15 protein-coding genes and 1 pseudogene are annotated in these 17,393 nt (G+C 70.3%); 7 read left to right on the forward strand and 9 right to left on the reverse strand.

What is annotated here, in order from left to right:
* The first annotated feature begins 2 nt into the window (after positions 1-2).
* Complete coding sequence (locus tag SAM23877_RS01490) at positions 3-272, forward strand: MmyB family transcriptional regulator (protein ID WP_244903050.1); 270 nt, start codon at positions 3-5, stop codon at positions 270-272.
* 57 nt (positions 273-329) lie between these two features.
* On the opposite strand, the gene SAM23877_RS01495 is transcribed toward SAM23877_RS01490, so the two are convergent.
* Both SAM23877_RS01495 and SAM23877_RS37025 read right to left on the reverse strand, forming a co-directional pair.
* A complete protein-coding gene (locus SAM23877_RS01495; protein WP_053126112.1) occupies positions 330-920 on the reverse strand; it encodes a hypothetical protein in 591 nt (196 codons plus the stop codon).
* Positions 921-924: 4 nt separating this feature from the next.
* Positions 925-1,566, reverse strand: a complete 642-nt coding sequence (locus SAM23877_RS37025) for an ANTAR domain-containing protein (protein ID WP_244902892.1) — start codon at positions 1,564-1,566, stop codon at positions 925-927.
* 941 nt (positions 1,567-2,507) lie between these two features.
* Here SAM23877_RS37025 and SAM23877_RS01505 point away from each other — a divergent pair.
* Positions 2,508-3,248, forward strand: a complete 741-nt coding sequence (locus SAM23877_RS01505; RefSeq protein ID WP_053126116.1) for a dienelactone hydrolase family protein — start codon at positions 2,508-2,510, stop codon at positions 3,246-3,248.
* A 706-nt stretch (positions 3,249-3,954) separates the two neighbouring features.
* On the opposite strand, the gene SAM23877_RS01510 is transcribed toward SAM23877_RS01505, so the two are convergent.
* A complete protein-coding gene (locus SAM23877_RS01510) occupies positions 3,955-5,787 on the reverse strand; it encodes a cholesterol oxidase substrate-binding domain-containing protein (RefSeq protein WP_053126118.1) in 1,833 nt (610 codons plus the stop codon).
* Between the two features lie 776 nt (positions 5,788-6,563).
* On the opposite strand from SAM23877_RS01510, the gene SAM23877_RS01515 reads away from it, so the two are divergent.
* Positions 6,564-8,045: a PP2C family protein-serine/threonine phosphatase gene (locus SAM23877_RS01515; RefSeq protein WP_079029965.1), complete on the forward strand. Its 1,482-nt coding sequence runs from the start codon at positions 6,564-6,566 to the stop codon at positions 8,043-8,045.
* 8 nt (positions 8,046-8,053) lie between these two features.
* Positions 8,054-8,536, forward strand: coding sequence for an STAS domain-containing protein (locus SAM23877_RS01520; RefSeq protein WP_063796766.1), 483 nt, complete (start codon positions 8,054-8,056; stop codon positions 8,534-8,536).
* Between the two features lie 201 nt (positions 8,537-8,737).
* Here the strand turns inward: SAM23877_RS01520 and SAM23877_RS01525 are convergent, their stop codons facing one another.
* The gene (locus tag SAM23877_RS01525; protein ID WP_053142030.1) at positions 8,738-9,253 is read right to left on the reverse strand and encodes a winged helix-turn-helix transcriptional regulator; all 516 of its coding nucleotides are present in this window, start codon (positions 9,251-9,253) and stop codon (positions 8,738-8,740) included.
* A 102-nt stretch (positions 9,254-9,355) separates the two neighbouring features.
* Here SAM23877_RS01525 and SAM23877_RS01530 point away from each other — a divergent pair, with 102 nt between their 5' ends.
* The gene (locus SAM23877_RS01530; protein ID WP_053126120.1) at positions 9,356-10,156 is read left to right on the forward strand and encodes a crotonase/enoyl-CoA hydratase family protein; all 801 of its coding nucleotides are present in this window, start codon (positions 9,356-9,358) and stop codon (positions 10,154-10,156) included.
* 73 nt (positions 10,157-10,229) lie between these two features.
* On the opposite strand, the gene SAM23877_RS01535 is transcribed toward SAM23877_RS01530, so the two are convergent.
* Positions 10,230-12,608 (reverse strand): Orn/Lys/Arg family decarboxylase, encoded by a 2,379-nt coding sequence (locus SAM23877_RS01535; protein ID WP_053126122.1) that lies wholly within the window; start codon positions 12,606-12,608, stop codon positions 10,230-10,232.
* A gap of 263 nt (positions 12,609-12,871) precedes the next feature.
* Here SAM23877_RS01535 and rpmF point away from each other — a divergent pair, with 263 nt between their 5' ends.
* Both rpmF and SAM23877_RS38835 read left to right on the forward strand, forming a co-directional pair.
* The gene (gene rpmF, locus SAM23877_RS01540) at positions 12,872-13,042 is read left to right on the forward strand and encodes a 50S ribosomal protein L32 (protein WP_053126124.1); all 171 of its coding nucleotides are present in this window, start codon (positions 12,872-12,874) and stop codon (positions 13,040-13,042) included.
* A gap of 11 nt (positions 13,043-13,053) precedes the next feature.
* Positions 13,054-13,194: pseudogene (locus tag SAM23877_RS38835) on the forward strand (GTP-binding protein); the annotation flags it as partial.
* 554 nt (positions 13,195-13,748) lie between these two features.
* Here SAM23877_RS38835 and SAM23877_RS01550 read toward each other — a convergent pair.
* Genes SAM23877_RS01550 through SAM23877_RS01565 form a run of 4 tightly spaced genes read right to left on the reverse strand, consistent with a single transcriptional unit; the run spans position 13,749 to position 17,285 of the window.
* On the reverse strand, positions 13,749-14,762 hold the full coding sequence (locus SAM23877_RS01550) for a pyridoxal-phosphate dependent enzyme (RefSeq protein ID WP_053126128.1): 1,014 nt from the start codon (positions 14,760-14,762) through the stop codon (positions 13,749-13,751).
* Positions 14,720-15,724 (reverse strand): GHMP family kinase ATP-binding protein, encoded by a 1,005-nt coding sequence (locus tag SAM23877_RS01555; RefSeq protein WP_053126130.1) that lies wholly within the window; start codon positions 15,722-15,724, stop codon positions 14,720-14,722. The genes SAM23877_RS01550 and SAM23877_RS01555 overlap by 43 nt, the downstream gene beginning before the upstream one ends.
* Positions 15,721-16,530, reverse strand: coding sequence for a Rossmann-like domain-containing protein (locus SAM23877_RS01560; RefSeq protein ID WP_053126132.1), 810 nt, complete (start codon positions 16,528-16,530; stop codon positions 15,721-15,723). The genes SAM23877_RS01555 and SAM23877_RS01560 overlap by 4 nt, the downstream gene beginning before the upstream one ends.
* On the reverse strand, positions 16,527-17,285 hold the full coding sequence (locus SAM23877_RS01565) for a methyltransferase (RefSeq protein ID WP_053126134.1): 759 nt from the start codon (positions 17,283-17,285) through the stop codon (positions 16,527-16,529). Before SAM23877_RS01565 ends, SAM23877_RS01560 begins: the two co-directional genes overlap by 4 nt.
* Positions 17,286-17,393: the final 108 nt, after the last annotated feature.

A 17,393-nucleotide genomic window follows, 5' to 3' on the forward strand; every position in this document is an offset into this window, starting at 1 on the left:
CCCTGCACAGCGACACGTTCCGCAGGCTCTGGGCCGACCACGACGTCCACGCCCAGACCACCGGGACCAAACGCTTCCACCACCCGGTCGTCGGCGACCTCGCCCTCGACTACGTCGTCCTCGCCGACGAGGACGACCCCGAGCAGAGCCTCGTCATCTACAGCCCCGAACCCGCCTCACCCTCCGCCGAAGCACTCGGCATACTCGCCAGCTGGACCAGCGCCACCACGGTCGCACCCACGCCGGAACAGACCCTCAATCCGCCCGGCTGACCTTGCGGGCCGCCTCCGCAACCGTCAGTTACGGGGATACGTGCACCCACAGGCGGCTCATGTCAGCGCGTGGGCGGGGCGGTGAACCTCCAGGACGACCGCGGTGCCGGCCACGGTTCGGTCCTCGTGCATGGTGATGTGCCGGCCGGGCTGGACGTGCGTCCAGTGGGAGGGAGTGAGGGGCACGAGGCGAACCGTGGCTCGCCCGCCGGGCTCCAGCGTGAGCGTGTTCTCAACCCAGAGCGCGGCGACGCTGACCGCGCGTCCGCCGGTGGGCGACAGGAGTCCGATGTCCCACATGGGTCGCAGAACACCGGCGGCGGGTATGGGCTTCGTGCGTCGCGCATCGGCGGCAGGGCGGAGCGTCAGATCCGCCCTGATCACGCCGTTGCGGATCTCGGAGCATCGCCAGTGGCACCAAGTCGCGCTCCGCTCCAGCCGAAGTTGCTCAGCCGCTTCGGCGAGTTTCTCCCAGAACGCCAGAGGGAGCGGGCGAGCACCTCCGAGTTCCTCCAGCAGACCCAGGGCGATCTCCCATTCGTCGTCTACGAGGTAGTCCCAGATGTCCCGCACCGTGATGTCGTTCGCGGTGGCGGTCTCTTCCGGGACCAGCAGGGAAGCTGCCTCCAGCAGTTCAGGGACGTCCATGCGCTCATTGTCGACCCTGTGAACTATTGGGCTGCGCTTTCCTGGTCTCGCGCGATGGCAGCCAGCCGGTTGTTGAGGCGACAGCTGGGGTCGTTTCGGTCTGGCCTGACTTGTCGGACTCTGTGCTTGAAGAGGCGAAGAAGTCGGTGAAATGTCGGTTCAGGCCAGTGTGCTTCTCCAACCGCAGCACCCCGTGCTCGGCGAGCTGGACGTTGCCCATATCGGTTTCGGTGACATGCAGGACCCGCCGCAGCGCCGCCCGAAGAACCACTGCGTGGCCTTCGGACCCCGCCCCTTGCAGCGCCAGACCCGGCAGCGCGGGGGCGGCGAAGCGGGCCCGGCGCGGAAACCACTGACCAGCACCGGCGTCCGGCTCGGCGACACGCAGCACGGCATCAGCGAGCGTGTGCAGTTTGATATTGAAGCGCTGAGACGTCTGCTTCAGCAGTTCGAACGCCTCGGAGGGGCCGGCTAGACGGTAACGGTGGGCCAGGATTCGTTGCGCCGGTTGGACCGCGGCCCGCGCCAGCTGCCGGTTGCGGATCTCAAGTGCACCCGCCGAAGCGGCGGGTGCGTCCTCACCAGGGCCGTCCGTGTAGGGACTGGCCGGCAAGGTATGGGACATCCCCTGGCTTCCGTCGATCACAACGGCACCTCCTCAAGGCAACTGGACACGAAAGGGCCGCAGGAGCGCACGCTTGCCAGTGACGCGTCCCGCGGTGTGCCTGTGGCCTAAGCACTCACCCTGCGTAGGCCGTCCCGTCGCACTCGCGGCGCAGATGGCCAGCCTGCGATGCCGAGTACCAGGCGGCCTGACTCGGTCGTCCCCGCCCGCCCCCAGGGCGACGGGAGCAGCCGCGCGCGGTGGAGAGAGGCCGTCGCTCCCCGCTCGCCTCGCTGCGCCCGCCACCAGAACACGCGAGATCGGCGCGTTACCGGGAGGGTGATGCGGGCAGCCCTCCGCAGTGTCGGACTGCTACGGACCGGGCATGCCATAGGCGAAAGAGCGGTGGTCACAAGGGGGATGGGCGATGACAATGCTCGGCGCAGGGGCACTGTACCTGTTCTGCTACCTCGACGTTGTCGCTTGTCTCGCCATTGGGGACTGGATTTCCGATGTGGGTCCTCCTTTGCTTTACGGCAGCCCGGCCTCTTTCGTCGCTGGGTTCGTCACCCAGGCCGCACGTGACGTCTATCGGCGAAAGGCGGAGCGCAACGCGCCTATGTAAGCGTCCGGTTGGACAGTGCGCCCTCGTACTGGGCGTGGTACAGAAGGTTTTTGCGCCGCCGGCCGCATCGGCACCCGGCGGGGTGGTCACACAGACTGGGTGCGCATGGCATCGAGGCGGTCCGAGGCGCCGCGCGGCGGGGTCACCACGAGGAGGGGCACAGAGCCGCATCTTCGAACCGGTGAGAGGCCTGACCGCGATACGGGTCAACGGAGCATCGGGATGGATAGCTGCCGTGGGGACGAGTTCTGTGACGGTTCCTGTGACCCCTCGCCGTATCTCAAGGGAATGCCCGCGCGGCTCTGCCAGCGGCAGAACAACGGCCGGACCGGGCTCGACGATCACTACAGTCCAGCTCATGACGACGACGATTACGACGCGTACGGTCGAGTACCCGGCCGACGGTCTGACGATGACCGGGCACCTCGCGCTTCCTGCCGGTGTCGACCGCCGGCCCGCCGTGCTGCTCGGACCGGAGGGCACGGGGCTCAGTGACGTCGAGCGGCGCCGGGCCGATGCTCTCGCCGAACTGGGATACGTAGCGCTGGCCTTCGACCTTCACGGCGGACGCTATTTGAGCGACCCCGAGGAGATGCTGGCCCGTTGCATGCCATTGCTCGCTGATCCCGACCGGATGCGGAGCATCGGCCATGCTGCGCTCGACGTGTTGCGCGCCGAACCGCGGACCGACCCCGACCGTATCGCCGCCGTCGGTTACGGCACCGGGGGCGCCATCGCGCTGGAGCTCGGACGCGACGGCGTCAACCTGCGCGCGATCGGCACAGTCAACGCAACGACCACGGGCCGACCGGGCGAGGCGGCACGTATTCGCTGCCCGGTGTGGGCCGGGGTCGGGTCGGAAGACCCGATCATGCCGCCCGCGCAACGCAACGCGTTCACCGCTGAGATGCAGGCAGCAGGCGTCGACTGGCGCCTCACGGTCTACGGCGGCGCCTTGCACGCCTTCCACCACCCGCCGGTCGACCACCCCACGGTCCCCGGCGTCGGCTACCACCCGCAGCACGCGCAGCGCGCCTGGCGCGACGTCGTCGGCCTGCTCGCCGAGTGCCTGCCCGTGACGGACGATCTGGAGGCATGACCGGGCACCGACGCGCTTCCTCATGGCCCTGACCGAGAGCTGATCGCTGCTGTGGCCGCCGCCGGCCCGCTCATCCGTTCCCCTGCCGTCGAGGGCCTTCAAGAGGCCGACGGGGGCGGGCTCGTGCGGTGACGCGGTGACGTACCCCTTCGCCAGGCGGCGTGCTGGTCCGTGGACCTCAGCCAATCGCTCCCGCCGACCGGCCTGGGGCGGTAGTGTTTCGGCAGGCCCTTTCTCAAGCTCATCCGTGCTGAACGAGCGGGCGGACGACCCCTTCCGGGGGTGGCTCGCCCGCGCCCAGTAGACACGGATAACGAGAAAGGAAACCCTCTTGGAGAAGTTGAAGAACATCATCACCTGGCGCAACGCCGGGCGGGTCGGGGTAAGGGTGGCCGGCGTCGTACTCGCCAAGGTCATCTGTTCATGGCTCGGCCTGTAGAGGTGAGGAAGGGCTTACGGGGAACGACCCGGCAGTACGAGCCGGGCCCCGGCCATCGGATCACCCAAGGTGATAGCACCCGTCGGTGCGCCTCGGTCGGCCACCCCCTCGTCGTGACCGTTCCCTCACCCTGAGGGTGACGAAACGGTCTGCTGCATCTTGAAGATGTCGGACAGGTCCTGACTGGCCGACCCGTCCGGCCGCTGCCCCTCCCCCGAGCAGGGTGAGATCGGGCGACGCACCCTGCCCCGGTAGAAGCAGCGATTCTCAGCGCAGCAACGCGTCGAGGAACGGGCTGGAGATCACGTGGTGGGGATCGAGCCGGTTCAGGATCGCGACCGCCTCGTCCCAGCCCGGGCCGCCTCCGGCGCGCAGGGCGGCGGGGACGGCTCTCGTGAGGACGTCCGGGTCGGACCATGCGGCGGTGTCGGTGTAACCCCAGCCCTTCGACCACTCCACACGGACGGTCGCCCGGTCCCCGTCCATGGCCAGGAGGAACTGCTCGATGTCCCGGTAGAAGCGGTGCAGGGCGGGTGTGGTCGGCAAGGAGAGGACGTCGATCCACACGGCCGTGTCGACGTCCGGCCGGTCCGGACGCGGCCGCAGGGCGGACAGCAGCGGTGGCCGGGCTCCGGGGACGCCGCTCACGGACGGATCCTCCAGGCCGGTCACCCGGATCTCCACCTGGCCGTTGACCGGGTACTCGCCTCGTGCCGCGTACTCGGCGAGCAGCGTGCGGTAGAAGTCGGCGAACCGGCTGACCACCCACTGCAGATCGGCGCGGCGGGTGAGGACGGCATAGCCGTTGGCCGTCTCGCGCAGGGTGGTGGGCCGGACGTACTCCAGCAGGTTGCGGGAGGCACCCCACAGGTCCGAGCGCAGCCCGCCCGCCAGCAGGTGGGTGAGCACGTCGCCGGTCAGCACGTCCCGCACGAGGGTTCTGGACAGCAGGACGTCGGTGATGTCACCGGTCAGTGCGACCTTGGCCAGCAGGTACTGGATCTGTCCGAAGAGCGGGGCGCTCGCCCACGCTCCCGAGACGAGCGTTCCGGCGAGCCGGGCCACCGGCTCGGGAAGCGAGTCGGAGAACGGGTAGTTGTACGGCCCGTCGACCGCCCGGGAGGCGAACGGCCGGTCGGGGGCGACGCTCCAGACCTTCAGCCAGGGCTTGTCCGTGAACGCGAACCAGATCGCCTCCGCCCGGCCGGTCCTGTCCACGAAGCCGGCCAGGGTCCTGGTGCCGGCCGGGGCCCCGGGGGCGGCGAACAGTTCGGTGGCGGGGATGTCCAGGAAGGACCGGCAGCGCAGGTTGTGGTCGGTGCCCATCCGCACCACGGCCTCGGTGACGAGAGAACGGCCGAGGTGGGTGAGGAGCGCGTCGCAGTCGGGATCGGCCCGGCCGACCGTCCGCAGGAGGTACCGTCCGGCGCCGTCGTCCCAGACGACAGCGGTCAGCTCGGTGACCAGGTTGCTCAACGAGCCGTATCCGTGGCCGGGTGAGGGGTTCTCACCGTTGGCGGGGACGGCCGTGCCGTGCGCGCCGATGGCCAGCGCGCCGCCGACCGACAGTTCCCCGGGCGCCGGCGCGGCGACGACCCCGTATCCGTGCGCTCCGGCGAACGCGAGGAGATTTTCCAGCAGGGCTCCGGCTTGGACCCGGATCAGGGCCGACCCGTCGGCGTCCTGCCGCTCCAGCGACATCCCGGTGAGGTGCGCGGTGGTGTCCACCAGGACGACCCGGGCCGCGGCGGGTGTGCCGTCGGCCACCGTGAGCGGGGCCCAGCCGTGCCGCTTGCCCTGGGCGCGTACCGTCCAGCCGGCACCGTGGGCCCAGTTCACTACGTCGAGTACGTCCTGCGGGGTGCGTGGCGCGCACGTCCACAACTGGTCGGCGCGGATCTCACCGGCCCAGTTCTCGTATACGCGCCGGTAGACGTCGAGCCCGGGCGGAAAGCCGGGCGGTGAGGGGGTGTCGGCGTAGGCGCTGCCCGGCCGGACCACTCCGCGTAACAGCCAGACCCCGCCGCCCGCGGCGACGGACGAGGCGAGCAGCCTGCGCCGCGACAGTCCGCCGCCCTGAACCGAAGACTCGTCCGTCATCCCCGAGAACCTCCCCTGGTCCCGCCTCATCCGGGCCGGCCCTGATGGGTCGACCGAGCCCGCACGCTAATCGGCGACCAAGAGCCTTGTAGTCATATAGTCGTTCGATCTACACGATCGAGTGAGAATCGCGCGAACGCCCCTCCTGGGCATCCCAGACCAGATGCGGCCCCGCTGGCGTTCAGGCTGGAACGCGCCGTCCGCTTCGGCCACGGAATCGACGTGCCGCACGCAGCCGCCTTGAGGGCTGTCCGTACGGCGGACACGGCTGGGCGGCACCCAGGCTCCGGGTGCCGCCCAGCCCGGCAGCCGTCCGGTACCGCCGTTCTACCGGGCGCTGCGTCTCGGTCACCGCGAGGCGGGAAGATCAGCGCTGGAGAGTGAGGGCACCAGACCGCCACGACAGTCGGTCGTTCCCCTTCGAAGAGAACGCGGACGGCTACTGCACCACGAACGACCGCGAGGCCCCGAAGACGCTGGTGCGCCCATGACCGCTCGCAAGAGCAGGCCGGTGAGGACGGCGGCCACCACATGCGACGTCATCGGAGAGATGTCGGCTTGCGTGAGGCGCAGAAAAGATCAGTTCAGATCAGTTCAGAGCCCCTTTGCCGACTCGCTGTCCCGTGCGTGGACGTCCCGAGCGTCATGCCCAACAGTCCCCGGGGCCGAAGGGCCGGGCTGACGACGGCATTGGCATTCGGGCGTGTGGTCGACTTAGGCTGCGTCAGTTCGTGTCGTTCACGGCGGCAGCCCATCGACGGAGAGGAAAGCCGACAATGCAGCAGGCATCGGCCACCGACCCGGCTCCCGGGCGCCGCCCCGAGCTGGTCCCTGACCCTGATGTGGAGGCAGCCCGTATCGCGGCGGTGCGCCGCTACGACATCCTCGACACTCCGCCCGACGGGGCGTTCGACCGGGTGGCGGCGATGGCCGCCCGGCTCTTCGACGTGCCGGTGGCCACCGTCACGATCGTGGACACCGACCGTATCTGGTTCAAGGCCGCCCACGGTCTGGAGGGTGTCGCGGAGATCGGTCGTGATCCGGGCCTGTGCGGCTCGGCGATCCTACGCGATGACACGATGGTCATCCCCGACACTCTCAAGGACCCCGTCGCGGCGGACAATCCTCTGGTTGCCGGAGATATGGGGGTGCGCTTCTACGCCGCCGCACCGATCATCACCCCGGAAGGACACCGGCTGGGCACGGTCAACGTCCTCGACACTCGGCCGCGCTCGATCACCGAGGAGGACACCGCCACTCTTGCCGATCTCGCCGCGATCGTGCTGGACGAGATGGAGTTGCGGCTGTCGGCGCTGCGCGCGCTGCGCGACGAACAAGCCCGCCGGGAGGCGGAGAGGCGGCACGCCGAGGCGGAACGGGCGCGGGCCGAGGGGGAACGGGCGGCGCGGGAGAAGGCGGAGCAGGACAAGGCCGCCATCGCCGCGTTCGCCTCCACCCTCCAGCGCACCTTGCTTCCCCCGGCCCTGCCCGTGGTGCCGGGACTGGAACTGGCCTGCCACTACCGCACCGCCTCCAGGCACGACGTGGGCGGCGACTTCTACGACGTCTTCCCCCTCAACGGCGGCCGGTGGGCGTTCTTCCTCGGTGACGTGTGCGGCAAAGGACCCGAGGCGGCAACCGTCACCGCCCTGACCCGCCACACCCTGCGCACTGCGGCTCAGATCAACGCCAACCCCGTCACCGTGCTGAGCGCGCTCAACACCATGCTGCTTGCTGACGTCACCGCCGGCCGCCGTTTCTGCACCGTCCTCTTCGGCCTCCTGGAGCCCCGGGAGGACGGCGGCTTTACCGTCACCGTCGCCACCGGCGGCCACCCGCCGGCCTACCACGTGCGCCCCGACGACAGCGGCGCTGTCTGGGTGCGAACCGTACACCCCAAGGGCGGCATGCTCGTCGGCGCCTTCCCGCAGGCGCCTTTCACCCAAACCACCTTCTCCCTGACAGCCGGGGAAAGCCTGTTCCTCTACACCGATGGGCTGATCGAAGCCCGCACCACCGAGGGAGCCATGCTCGGCGAGGACGGCCTGGTCGGCTTCCTCCACCAGCGCACAGGGCCCGTCACCGCCACCTCCCTGGTCGAGGACAGCATCACCCTGCTGGCCTCGCTGCCCGACGGAGCCGGCGACGACGTGGCCCTGCTGGCCCTGTCCGTCCCCCACCCTCACACCACACCCGACGGCAGTGTCGCTGCCACCGTCCACACAGCCGCCGCGCCCGAACACTTCGGCCAGGAGTAATAACCGACGTGACCGACACGCTGCAGCTGACCGTCCGGCACCCCCGCCCCGGCCTGGCGATCGCCACTGTCGCCGGGGACGTGGACACACGCACCGCGGACACCCTGCGCCGAGAAGCCTCGGAGATCATCCAGCAAGGGTGTCCGCGCCTGGTTCTGGACCTGTCAGGGGTCCGCTTTTGCGATTCCGCCGGCCTGAGCGCGCTCATCGGCCTCTGGCACGCCGCTCAGGCGGCGGGCGGCGCACTCAGACTCGCCGACGTCCCCGACCGCCTGATGCGAATGCTCGTCATCACCGGTGTCGACGCGGTGCTGCCGGTCCACGCCACCGCTGCCGAAGCAGTCACCGCCATGACCGACAGCTCATTCGCAGGCACCAGCGAGCATGGCTCGATCATCGACGCCTCCACAAGGGGCGGGACCGGCGAACCTGCCGGGGTGGAGCCCATGGCCTGCGACAGCGCGCACACCCCCGCTGCCGACCTGAGCTGATCGCGACAGGCGCGCGAAGGTCGGAGCGGCGGTCTCGGCCGGGACGACGCGTCCCGCACGGCGTACCGATTCAGTCCAGCGTAAGGCGCCTGGTGGGAGGCGCTTCTCAGCTCGTCTTCGGCCGTTCGGCAGGCGGAGCGTCGGTGAACCACTGCCGACAGCGGTCGGTGCGGGCCATGACGGTGCATCTGTGGGACCTCGTCATCGCTGGCTGGGCCCATCCGCCCCGAACCGGACTTTCACCAGAGGATCGTCGAGCAGGCGCGGCGGGTAGCCCGGTCCCGTGCGTACGGTGACGTTCTTGTCGTCCAGGAGTTCACCGCAGGAGGAGCACACCACCCGGGCCTGCATGTCATGTCCGCACGCGGTGTGCCGCATGACCACCGGGACGCCCTCGTCGTCCGCCAGCCAACGGTCGCCCCAGGCGTTGATGGCCGCCAGGACCCCGAAGAAGTCACGCCCCTTCTCCGTGGGCAGGTACTCGTGGCGGACCGGGTCCGTCTGATAGCTGCGGCGCGTCAAGAGCCCCGCCTCCTCCAAGCGGCGCAGACGGTCGGTCAGGGTGTTGCGGGCGATGCCCAGGGAGTCGATGAAGCCGTCGAAGCGCGATTCGCCGTAGAAGATCTCACGCAGCACCAGCAGGGTCCATGCGTCGCCGAGCAGGTCGGCAGTTCGGGCGATCGAGCAGGGCCAGCCGGCGAACGAGGTCCTTCTCATGGCCCGGACCATATCAGTTTCATCATGAGATGGACTTGCTTCCGAGGAGCCGCGTCCCCTAGCGTCCAGTGAGTCTCATCATGCAACTAACCAGGAGGAGACATGAGTCCTGTCCAGTCGCGCCCAGAAACGGTCACCGTCGAGCGCAAGGGCCACGTGCTCCTGATGGGCCTGAACCGTCCGGCCAAGCGCAACGCCTTCACCCGGGACATGCTCAGCGAACTGGCAGCCGCCTACGGGCTCCTGGAAACCGACGACGACCTGTGGTGCGGGGTCCTCTTCGCCCACGGGGAGCACTTCACCGGCGGCCTGGACATGGTCGATGTCGGCGCCGAACTCGCCGCGGGCGACTTCTCGCTCCCCGAGGGCGGCCGGGACCCCTGGCGCTTGGACGGCCCCTGGACCAAGCCCGTCGTCGCGGCCGCGCAGGGTTGGGTGATGACGCTCGGCATCGAGTTGCTGCTCGCCGCGGACATCCGTGTGGCCTCCCGCGACGCGCGCTTCGCCCAGTACGAGATCCGCCGCGGCATCTACCCCTTCGGCGGCGCCACCTTCCGCTTCCCGCGCCAGGCGAGCTGGGGCAACGCCATGCGCTGGGTCCTGACCGGCGAGGAGTTCGACGCCGTGGAGGCTCACCGCATCGGTCTGGTCCAGGAGGTCGCGGACGACGGGGCGACGGCCACCGCCCGGGCCACCGAGATCGCTGGCTTGATCGCGGAGAAATCCGCGCCTCTGGGCGTGCGTACCGCCCTGAACTCCGCTCACCTCGCCCAGGAGCGTGGCGACCAGGCGGCCGTGGAGCGCCTGCGTCCCGACGTCGCCCGACTCCTGGCCACCGCCGACGGCGCTGAGGGAATCCAGTCCTTCGTCGAGCGCCGCGACGCTGTCTTCACCGGCCGCTGACCGTCTCCCAGCCAACGAGTACCGCCGTGCGTTTCGCTGCGTCCGACGCTCTGTCGAGTTCGGCGAGTGGGACTCATTTCCTCGTCTTGGTACTGGACTTCCTCCGTCGTTGCGCCGGCGTGACGGCGCCGCGGGGTCCTGCGGGCTCGTCCGGGCGCAGGCACTCGATCAGGTAGTCGCCGCTGTCGGGGGCGCGGGTTACTCCGTGTGTCTCGCTGCCGAAGCCGGGGAAGCGGCGGTCGAAGGACTCCAGGGCCTTGAGGTAGCGCAGGAGAGGGCCGTCTTCTTCCCCGATGTCTTCACCCGGCATGAGGACGGGGATGCCGGGCGGCGTCACGGTGACCATCGCCGCGGCGACGCGGCCTGCCGCGTCCGCCAGCGGGATCCGTTCCGTGCCACCGCGGATCAGCCGCTGGTAGCACAGTTGGGGCGAGGCGACCGGCGTCGGGAGTTGCTGGAAGGCCGTGTCGAGCAGTTCGACCAGGCGGGCGTCGCGCAGGTGGGTGTGCATCTCCTGGCACAGGTCGCGCAGGCTACGTCCCGCGTAGCGCCGCGGGTGCTCGGCGACCAGGGCGGGCAGCACGCGGTCGAGCGGGACATCACTGTCGTAGTGGTCCTTGAAGTCCATCAGGGCGTCCAGCAGCGTGCCCCACTTACCCTTGGTGATGCCCATGGAGAACAGCACCAGCGTGGTGTAGCCGTCGGTCTTCTCCACGACGATGCCGCGCGTGGTCAGATAGGCGGTGAGGACGCGTGCCGGGACGCCCCAGTCCGACATCACACCGCTCGCGTCGAGCCCCGGGCAGGTCAGGGTGACCTTGATCGGGTCGAGCATGGAGTAGCCGTCGGTCAGACCGGGAAAACCGTGCCAGTCCGCGTCGGGGTCGAGGTGCCAGCAGGACGCCTCGGTCCGCAGCAGGTCCGCCGGTGCCTCCTCGAACGGCAGCCGCGCCCCGCTCGCAGGGTCGGTCACCTCATCCGGCTGCCACACGCCGAAGAACCATGGCGGCCGGTCGCCTGCGGCCTCGATCCGCCGCCCGATCCGCACCATCTCCTGACGGAAACGGACGGCCTCCGAGATCGCCTCGTCGATCAGCCACTGCCCCTGCGGGCCGTCCATCATCGCCGTGGCCACGTCCAATGAGGCGATCATCGGATACAGCGGCGACGTCGTGCCGTGCATCATCAGCGCCTCGTTGAACCGGTCGTGTTCCACCGGCGCTCGCGGGGCGGGCCGGACGTGCACCATGGCGCCCTGGGACAGTGCGGCCAGCAGCTTGTGGGTGGACTGGGTCGCGAAGATCGTCGGCCGATCGGGGCCCGGGAAGGTCTCCTCGTCCACCGCCATGCCGTAGCGCCCCGCGTAGAGCGGATGGAAGCGTGCGTACGCGAACCACGCCTCGTCGAAGTGCAGCCGGGGTGTGCTGGACGCGAAGGCCCGGGCCACCGTCGGCGACGCGTAACACACGCCGTCGTAGGTGGAGTTGGTGAGCACCGCGTACTGAGCACGCGGTGAGACCGCGTCCGCTGTGAGAGGGCTTCGCGCGATCCGCTCCGCCACCGAGTCCGCCGCGAGCTCGGTCGGAGGCAGCGGCCCGGCGAGCCCGTAGCCGTTGCGGGTCGGGACCAGGTACACCGGCCGGGCACCGGAGACGACCAGGCCGTGCAGAATCGACTTGTGGCAGTTGCGGTCCACCAGGGCGATCTCGTCGCGCGTCACACTGAAGTGGCCGACCAGGCGGTTGCAGGTGGAGTCACCATGCAGGACGAAGTACGTGCGGTCGGAGCCGAAGACGCGCGCGGCGTTGTGTTCCGCCTCGCCGATCGGTCCGGTGTGTTCGAACAGGGAGCCGAGCTCCTCCACCGAGATCGACAGGTCGCTGCGCAGCAGCCGTTCCCCGAAGTAGTCGTGGAAGGCCCGGCCCACGGGCGACTTGAGAAAGGCGACGCCGCCGGAGTGCGCGGGGGTGTGCCATGAGTATTCGTGTGCGTCGTCGAAGCGCCGCAGTGCTTTGAAGAACGGCGGGAGCAGCGCGTCCTGGTAGCCGCGTGCGGCGGTGGTGATCCGCCCCGCGATGAACGCCGGCGTGTCCTCCAGCGGCCATACGTAGCCCACCACCGACTGCGACACCCACAGGGGCAGCTCACGCAGCCCTTCGTCCGCCATGACCAGGAACACCGGCAGGTTCCGGAACCGGCGCCCGATCCCGTGCAGGACCGTCGCGCCACCCGGCCCGTCCTCGGCTGCGGGCAGAAGGTCCCAGGCCACCACCGCGGCGGCCAAGCCGGCCTCCGTCCTGAGCACCGCCTCGGCGTCGGAGACGCTCACCACCCACCGGACCTGGAAGCCGCGCGCCCGGATGCCCTCGGCGATGCGCGTCAACTGCCCAGCGGTGGCACACCTGTCTTCCGGGTGCTCCCTCACCGCCACCAGAACCGTGCCGTCAGTCATGCCGCCCCCCTCGCCCGGTGGCCCGCGCCACCCTTCGACCAGTGTTCGCGGCCTGCACGCGCTTGGTCTTGAGATGGCCGTCCAAACCACCCCGACGGGTCGCGGCGTCGACCACTCCTTGACGTGTCGATCCGGCGCGTCCGGAATCCCGTCGAAGTAGCAGACCACGGTCTTGCACATCGTCCCGGACATCACCGACTTCGTAATGACATCCATTTTCATGTAACGTCTGTCTCGTTCACCGATCGCACCCGGAGGTCCCCATGGCCGTACCCAAACGCAAGATGTCGCGCAGCAACACCCGGCACCGTCGCGCGCAGTGGAAGGCCACGACGCCGCAGCTGGTGACGGTCACGGTGGACAGAGTGCCGTACCTCGTTCCCCAGCGGCTGGCCAAGGCGTACGCGCGCGGCCTGCTCCGCCCCGAAGCCTGACACAGGCCGTCGCCCTCGTGCGCGGCGGCGAGGCCGCCCTGTCCCGCACCGAGGAACCCCTGGTCGGGATGACCAACGGGGGCAGCTGCCGCACCCTGCGCGACGACCTCCCGGAGGAAGGGGACCGGCTGGCGCGCGAGGGGCGTTTCGACCAGGCGTTCCTCGGTGGAGGAAGACGAAGCCCTGCCGCGTTTGATTCCGTCACCTCCTGGGACACCTGCGGCATCGACGAGAGCTGCGCGCACGAGCACCAACCCCTCACGCCGGTGACGGAGCACTGATACCCCGGGCCGGGCGGTGGTCGCAGCCACGGCACCGTCCGGCCCGGCACATACCGCGCTGCTGCGCCCGCCTCTCCTCTACCAGGGGTGGCGGTTTTCCTGTCCGCGCATCCCGACGCCGCGTGGTCGAGAGCGGCACCAAGCCCAACACACGCCACGAGCGTGCCGACAACGGCAGCGCCCGCTGGTCCGGGCTCGGCCTACCCGATGCGATCGACCCGCTCCGGCGCTGCTTCACGAACAGCCGGCCCCCGCCAGCACGCCGCCCTCAGCGACGTCCAGGCACGTTTGCACTGGTACCCCCTGATCCGGCCCAGCCGGCCAGCCGGCGCGGGGTGCATGTGCACTGGCCTCACGCACCCTCACCCCCCCGGACCCCGGCCGGCCCGATCGCCACTCCCCCGCCGGCGGACGCCTGTGGCGGCCTACCTGAGGAGTGCTCCCTCGGGCGCGGGTGACCCGTCCCAGCTCATACGGGACCACGGGAGGGTCAGTTCGTCCGTTCGGCTCACCGTCTGAGGGGTCAGGTCCTCGATCCGTGCGGCCTCCCGGTGCCGGGCGAACACGGTGTCGACGTAGCGGTGGCCGGTGTCGGCGGCGATGAACAGGGCGGTACGGCGGGGCTCTTCGTGGCGTTCCCACCGGGCGGCGAGGTAGGCGGCTCCGGTGGACAGGCCCGCGAACACGGCGTGGCGGCGCAGCAGGTCGACGCTGCCGGCGAGGGCGGCGTCGAAGGCCAGCCAGTGCAGGACGTCGTAGAGGTCGTGGCGGACGTTGCCGAAGGGGATGGAGCTGCCGATGCCGGCGATGATGATCTCCGGGTCGGCGACGTGTCCGCTGCCGAAGGTGACGCTCCCGTAGGGCTGGACGCCCACGAGTCGTACGTCGACGGAGCGTTTCCTCAGGTAGTGGGTGAGGGCGCCGGTGGAGGCCCCGGAGCCCACTCCGCCGACCAAGGTGAGGCAATCGCCGCCGCTCCGGGCGTATATCTGTTCGGCGACGGCTTCGTAGCCGAGGTAGTGGATGTCGTCGTGGTACTGGCGCATCCAGTGGTAGTCCGGGTGTTCCCGCAGGATCTCGCGCACCCGGGCGACACGGCGGTTCTGGTCGAGTTTGAGGCTGTCGCTGGGCGGCATCTGCTCCAGGTGCGCACCGAGTACGTCGAGTTGCGTGCGCAGGGTGTGGTCGACGGTGGTGGAGCCGACGATGTGGCAGCGCAGGCCGTGGCGGTGGCAGGCCAGGGCGAGTGCGTAGGCGTAGATGCCGCTGGAGCTGTCGATGAGTGTGTCGCCGCGTCGTACGGCTCCGGTGTCGAGCAGGTGGCGTACGGCGGCGAGGGCGGAGACGACCTTCATGGTCTCGAAGCGCAGGCAGAGGAGGCCGTCTTCGAGGCGTATCAGGTCCGGGCGGCCGATGGCTTCCGAGATGTGTTCGTCCACGGGAACTCCTCGCTGATGGGGGACGCGAAGGTGGTGAAGGTCCGGGTCGGTGTGATGCCCTCCCGGTCCAGGGCACGGGTGCAGCGGCGCAGCCCGTGGTGCAGGCCGGGAGCGCGGGGGTCGAAGAGGATGCCGGCGACGTTGCCGCTGTGGGCGATCTGGACGCCGACAGCGCCCGTGCTGTCGGCGATGCCGGTGAGGGCGGGGAACTCCTGGTGGCGCAGGACGCGTTGGCGCAGGCGCGCACTGGCGGTGCTGACCCGGCCGAGCAGGGCGGTGTCGGCGGCGGTCACCGCGCGGCGGAGCATGCGGCGCAGGTGCCCGTAGGCGGCGAGGTCGTCGTCGTGGTGGAGGGCGGGGAGGGAGAGGGTGTCGACCGGGGCTCCTCCCGCGAGCGCGCACCCGACCACCACGGCGGGCGGCAGCGCGGCGCCCAGCACTTCGAGGATCCGGCCCTCGCGCTGCGCGAAGAGCAGAGGGTGCGAACCGTGCATCAGGGGGTCGCTCGCGCCTTCGGCGCGCACCGCGATCCGGGCGATCGTCTCCGCCGGCAGCGGCACGCCCCAGGAGTCGGCGACCGCCCGCACGGTGGCGATGACGTCGCTGGTGGAGGAGCCCATGCCGAGGCCGATGGGCAGGTCCCCGGCGAGGGTCAGCTCCCCGCCGCAGGGCTCCGCGTCACGGTGTGCGGCGCACTCCCGTACCGCGAGGAGGGCCGCCGCCCGTGCCTTGGTCCGGCCGGCGGGTGTCACCGTCACCTCGTCCGGCGCGCTGCCGGGCCGGTGCGCGAACCGGGCGGTGCTGCCCGGTCCGTGCATCGGCAGGGTGACCAGCGCGTGGACGGGGCGACGCCGCCGGTCGAGGAAGACGCCTTGCAGGATCTCGCCGTGATGGCACGCGGCGCGCCCGGTGCCCTCCGTGTCCCTGGCGGAGGGCACCGTTCGGCGGGTGGTGGCCGTCATGCGTCGGCCGCCACCCGGTAGCGGTACAGGGTGGTGGGTTCGGCGCTGAACTGGGAGAAGGGGAAGGGCTCCGCGGACAGAGCGGTCACGCCCAGTCCGAGGAAGGCGCGCGCCACGGCGCTGCCGGTCTGGGCGTAGACCACCAGGGGGACGCCGCGTTCGCGGCAGCGGGCCAGGACGGTGTCGAAGCTGCCGTTGCCGAGGGTCATGCCGGTGGCCACGACGGCGTCGGCGGTGTCGAGGACTTCGTACATGTCGTCGGTGACCGGGTCGCCCCACTGGGTGGTGCGCAGGTTGAAGTCGCAGAGCAGGGGATCTCCGCCGCGCTCGCGGATGGCCGCGACGAGCGGGTTGACCACCCCGATCAGAGCGACCTTGGCCCCGGCCTCGATGTCCAGCAGCCCGGCGATGGCCGCGTCCCTGGCCCGCGCCCGGGTCTCGGGTGTCCCGGCGGGCAGGGTGACCGGTTGCGCCTCGGCCGCCTCCCGGTGCGGGCGGACCGAGCTGAGGTAGGCGTCGAGCGCGGCGATCCGCAGCGGCATCGGCGCCTCGCGCAGCAGGGTGTCGACGGGGGTACCGGAGGCGTCGTGGCATATGGACGGGTCGACCTCCCCCGCCTCGAAGGCGCAGCCACCGAAGGAGTCCCCCAGGCGGACGAGGACGTACTGGTTGAGGTAGGTGGTGTTCCCGCCGGCCAGCCGGGTGCCGTGGTGCGCCCAGAACACGCTGGTCGCGACGAGGTCGGCGGGACGGGGGCCGTGCTCGCCCGCGAGGACGGCGGCCAGGAGCTCCTCGGTGTTCTTCATCGCCGTCCTCCGGTGCGGGGCGTGTCGTGGGTGATGCGAAAGAGGAAGGTCAGCACGCCGTCCTGCCAGTCGTGGAGATGGTCGATGCGAGGGCTGAGCCCGTGGTCCAGGGCGTGTTGGACCAGGGCCCGCAGATCCGCTGTGTTGGAGGCGATGACGTATATCTCGCCGCCGGGGGCCAGCAGGTCCTTCTCCGCGATCTGCGCGAAGAACTTCGCCATCAGCGGCGCGCCCACGCACACGTTGCGTACGACGTCGGGGTCGTCACTGACGGTCTGGCTGACGGCGGGCGGGTTGAAGGTGACGACGTCCAGCTGGACGTCGTCGGGAAGGGCGTCGAAGACGTCGCTCACCGCGGGGAGGAACGCGGTGTCCGGGCGCTCGCCGATCAGGCGCCGGTAGTAACCGGTGGCGGCGGCCACGCTCTCCGGGTGGACGTCGAGCGCGTGGACCTCCCGGGCGCCCCGGATGCCCGCCGCGACGGCCTCGACGCCCAGGCCGACGCCCATGGCGGCGTACCGGAGACCGCGGGTCTCGATACGGCCGTCGAGCACCCGCTCGTGGATCAGGCGGCTGGTCCAGCCGGGTATGAAGACGCCGGGCGGTACGTCGAACGTCCAGCCGTTCCACTCGTAGGAGCGAGTGGTGTGCAGGTCCGCCTTGGGCTGGTTGAGGGCGATGATCCGGTCGGCGGGCAGGGGCGGGGGCAACTGCTCGAGGAGAGCCTGGCCGGTCGAGTCACGGTCTGTGTCCATGGGTTCCTGGGTCCTTTCCTTGTGATGCGAGGGGAGAGCGCGGGCGCGCTGAAGTGCGGCCTGCCCGGCGGGCGTTCACGTCTGCCGGGCAGGCCGTGGTGGGCGCGA

It is taken from the genome of Streptomyces ambofaciens ATCC 23877 (genome assembly GCF_001267885.1).
In the GTDB taxonomy this organism is placed as follows: Bacteria; Actinomycetota; Actinomycetes; order Streptomycetales; family Streptomycetaceae; genus Streptomyces; species Streptomyces ambofaciens.

Excerpts from the sequence above, each read along its gene's own strand:
- SAM23877_RS01495 (WP_053126112.1), bottom strand. The coding sequence starts at position 920 with ATGGACGTCCCTGAACTGCTGGAGGCAGCTTCCCTGCTGGTCCCGGAA.
- SAM23877_RS01505 (WP_053126116.1), top strand. The coding sequence starts at position 2,508 with ATGACGACGACGATTACGACGCGTACGGTCGAGTACCCGGCCGACGGT.
- SAM23877_RS01510 (WP_053126118.1), bottom strand. The coding sequence starts at position 5,787 with ATGACGGACGAGTCTTCGGTTCAGGGCGGCGGACTGTCGCGGCGCAGG.
- SAM23877_RS01515 (WP_079029965.1), top strand. The coding sequence starts at position 6,564 with ATGCAGCAGGCATCGGCCACCGACCCGGCTCCCGGGCGCCGCCCCGAG.
- SAM23877_RS01525 (WP_053142030.1), bottom strand. The coding sequence starts at position 9,253 with ATGAGAAGGACCTCGTTCGCCGGCTGGCCCTGCTCGATCGCCCGAACT.
- SAM23877_RS01530 (WP_053126120.1), top strand. The coding sequence starts at position 9,356 with ATGAGTCCTGTCCAGTCGCGCCCAGAAACGGTCACCGTCGAGCGCAAG.
- SAM23877_RS01535 (WP_053126122.1), bottom strand. The coding sequence starts at position 12,608 with ATGACTGACGGCACGGTTCTGGTGGCGGTGAGGGAGCACCCGGAAGAC.
- rpmF (WP_053126124.1), top strand. The coding sequence starts at position 12,872 with ATGGCCGTACCCAAACGCAAGATGTCGCGCAGCAACACCCGGCACCGT.
- SAM23877_RS01555 (WP_053126130.1), bottom strand. The coding sequence starts at position 15,724 with ATGACGGCCACCACCCGCCGAACGGTGCCCTCCGCCAGGGACACGGAG.
- SAM23877_RS01560 (WP_053126132.1), bottom strand. The coding sequence starts at position 16,530 with ATGAAGAACACCGAGGAGCTCCTGGCCGCCGTCCTCGCGGGCGAGCAC.
- SAM23877_RS01565 (WP_053126134.1), bottom strand. The coding sequence starts at position 17,285 with ATGGACACAGACCGTGACTCGACCGGCCAGGCTCTCCTCGAGCAGTTG.